Raw genomic sequence first — 2,419 nt, 5'->3', positions numbered from 1 at the left:
TGATGACGCTCGGCGAAAGTGCTCAGACTTGCTCGGTGAAAGTGCCCACCTGTGAGCGGTGATTACTGTAGCGGTTGGCGGGGTGTGGTGGTGGCTTTGCGGAGGTTTTCGGAGCGGGCGTGATGATCACGAAGGCGGTAGGAGTCCCCGTCCAGATTGAGCACCACGGATCGGTGCAGTAGCCGGTCGAGCATGGCCGCGGCGACAGTGGTGTCACCGAGGACCTGGCCCCATTCACCGACACTGCGGTTTGTTGTCATGATTATCGATGTCTTCAGATATCGTTGCGTGACAACCTGAAACAGCGCCGATGCGGCCTCACCGGGTAACGGGAGATAGCCCAGTTCATCGACGACCAGCAGGGTGGGGCCAGCGAAGAACCGCATCGTCGTCGCCCACCGGCCCTCGATCGCGGCCCGGTGGCAGCGGGCGGCGAGGTCGGCGGCGGTGGTGAAGTAGGTGCGGTAGCCGGCGTGCACCGCCGCCCGCGCCAGCCCGACCGCCAGGTGTGTCTTGCCTACTCCCGGCGGGCCGATGAGCAGCAGGTTCGTCGCGGATTCGAGGTAGCGGCAGGTCCCGAGCTCGGCGATCAATTTCCGGTCGAGGCCCGCGGCGGCGTCGAAGTCGAAGTCCTCGAGCGACGCCGGGGTCGGCAGGCACGCGAACCGCAATCTTCCGGCCAGTCGGCGGGCCTCGGTGGCCTCGACCTCGATCGAGAGCAACTCCTCCAGGGTGGCGGTCATCGACAGGTTGTTCTGTTGGGCGCGGTCGAGGACCGCGGGCAGGGCTTCGGCGGCGTCGTGGAGTTTGAGGACAGCCAGGTGCCCGCGCAGGCGTTGGTAGAGGCTGGCCGCCTCGGCGGTGTTCGGCGCCGGAACCGTATCGGCGGTGGGCGTGGTGGTCATGCGAGGGTGTTCCTTCCGTGGGCGGCCCGCTCGTAGGCGGACAGGTCGATGACCATTGATGTCGTTGTGGCCGAGGGCGATTCGACCGCACTCGATGTCGTGGTGGTGGTTCCGGTGGTGGTGCGGCGCAATGCGTCCGCTGCGGCGATCGCGGCGGGGCCGGGTGGGATCCGTTCCTTCCGGCGGTGTGGGCGCCCACCATTGCCGGCGGCGGCCATGGCCACTTGCTCGAGCGCGTAGACATGACCGTGATCACGGACGATCACCCCGGCGCCGTCCGGGGCGAGGTGGTGGCGGGCGATGGTGATCTGCGCGGTGGTGACGATGTCGATCACCTCCGATCCGAGGACTTGGGTGACGGTGACCTGCGCCGATGCCAGCTCCGGGGGAACCGAGTACCGGTTGCCGCGGTAGGACACCAGCGCCTGCCGGGAGGCGGTCCGGGGTTCGGTGAGGATCGCCGGGTACGGCATGGTCGGGAGTGCGGTCAACGGTTCGGCGGCCGCCACGGTCGCTACCGAGGCCTTGCCGTCGGCGGTGGCCCGCATCCGGGTGTCGCCCCGCAGCCGGCAGAACTCGTCCACCCGTTGTTGGGCCTGTTCGACGGTGACGTCGTCGGGAAGGGTGCGCCACCAGCGTTGGGCAGCAGTATGATTGGCCTTCTCGACCACCCCTTTGCGGTTCCCGGCTTTGGGTGGGCAGATCGCCACCGACACGCCGTAGTGCTTCAAGACGCCAGCGAAGCTCGCGGTCACCCGGCCCGACTCGGGATGGCAGACGGTGGCCATCCGGTCGAACCGCCACACCCTCGTCACACCGCCGAGCCGGCGACTGACCCGATCGAGGCCGTCGACCAAATGCGGCTGGGTCATCGCCGGCGCCAGGATCCCACGCCAGCGCCCCGAATGCGCCAGCGAGCCGACCAGCAGGTGCGCCGCCCCGCCCCACCCCCAGGAGTCGGGTGGATTCGGCAGATCAACCCAATCCCACTGAGTTTCCTCACCAGGTGGATGGTCGATTATCGCGTTCGCCCGGTCGGTGGCGGTAGCGCAGGCCTCGCATACCGGGCGCAGTTTGCGGTCGCGGATCTGCCGGGTCAGCGTCGGATACGACAACCGGTAGCCGAGGTCCTCGAGTTCGTCGCACAGGGTGCGGGCCCACAGGTGCGGATCCTCGGCGAGCCGGCAGGTTACGTACTCGACGAACGGTTCGAATGGGTCATCACGTGCGGGTTTGCGGACTCCGGGTGTGGTGACGCCGTTGATGTAGTTGCGGATGGTGCGGCGGTTTCGTCCGGTGTGGCGGGCGATCGCCGAGATCGTCCAGCCCTGTTTGTGCAGTGCGTGTACTTCCACGTCTTCCTCCCATGTCAGCATGAGATTGCGGGTCTCCTTCGGGTCGCTGGTGCGTGGTCAGAGACCACCAGCATCGAGGGAGACCCGCCCTCATCGGCGGAGCCACACGGGTGAGCACTTTCGGTAAGTAGAACTGAGCAGTTTCAGCGAGCGCCATCA

2 protein-coding genes are annotated in these 2,419 nt (G+C 67.2%); both read right to left on the bottom strand.

Annotation, left to right across the window (positions count from 1 at the left end; genetic code table 11):
- Positions 1-62 precede the first annotated feature (62 nt).
- Positions 63-905: an IS21-like element helper ATPase IstB gene (gene istB, locus MLGJGCBP_RS18370; RefSeq protein ID WP_160097502.1), complete on the bottom strand. Its 843-nt coding sequence runs from the start codon at positions 903-905 to the stop codon at positions 63-65.
- Positions 902-2,281, bottom strand: a complete 1,380-nt coding sequence (locus MLGJGCBP_RS18365; RefSeq protein ID WP_160097501.1) for a Mu transposase domain-containing protein — start codon at positions 2,279-2,281, stop codon at positions 902-904. The genes istB and MLGJGCBP_RS18365 overlap by 4 nt, the downstream gene beginning before the upstream one ends.
- Between the last annotated feature and the right edge of the window lie 138 nt (positions 2,282-2,419).

It is taken from the genome of Rhodococcus sp. T7 (assembly GCF_009872365.1).
Classification (GTDB): domain Bacteria; phylum Actinomycetota; class Actinomycetes; order Mycobacteriales; family Mycobacteriaceae; genus Rhodococcus_F.
Note: the sequence above shows the minus strand (reverse complement) of the source record. Positions and strands in the feature narration are given on the sequence as shown.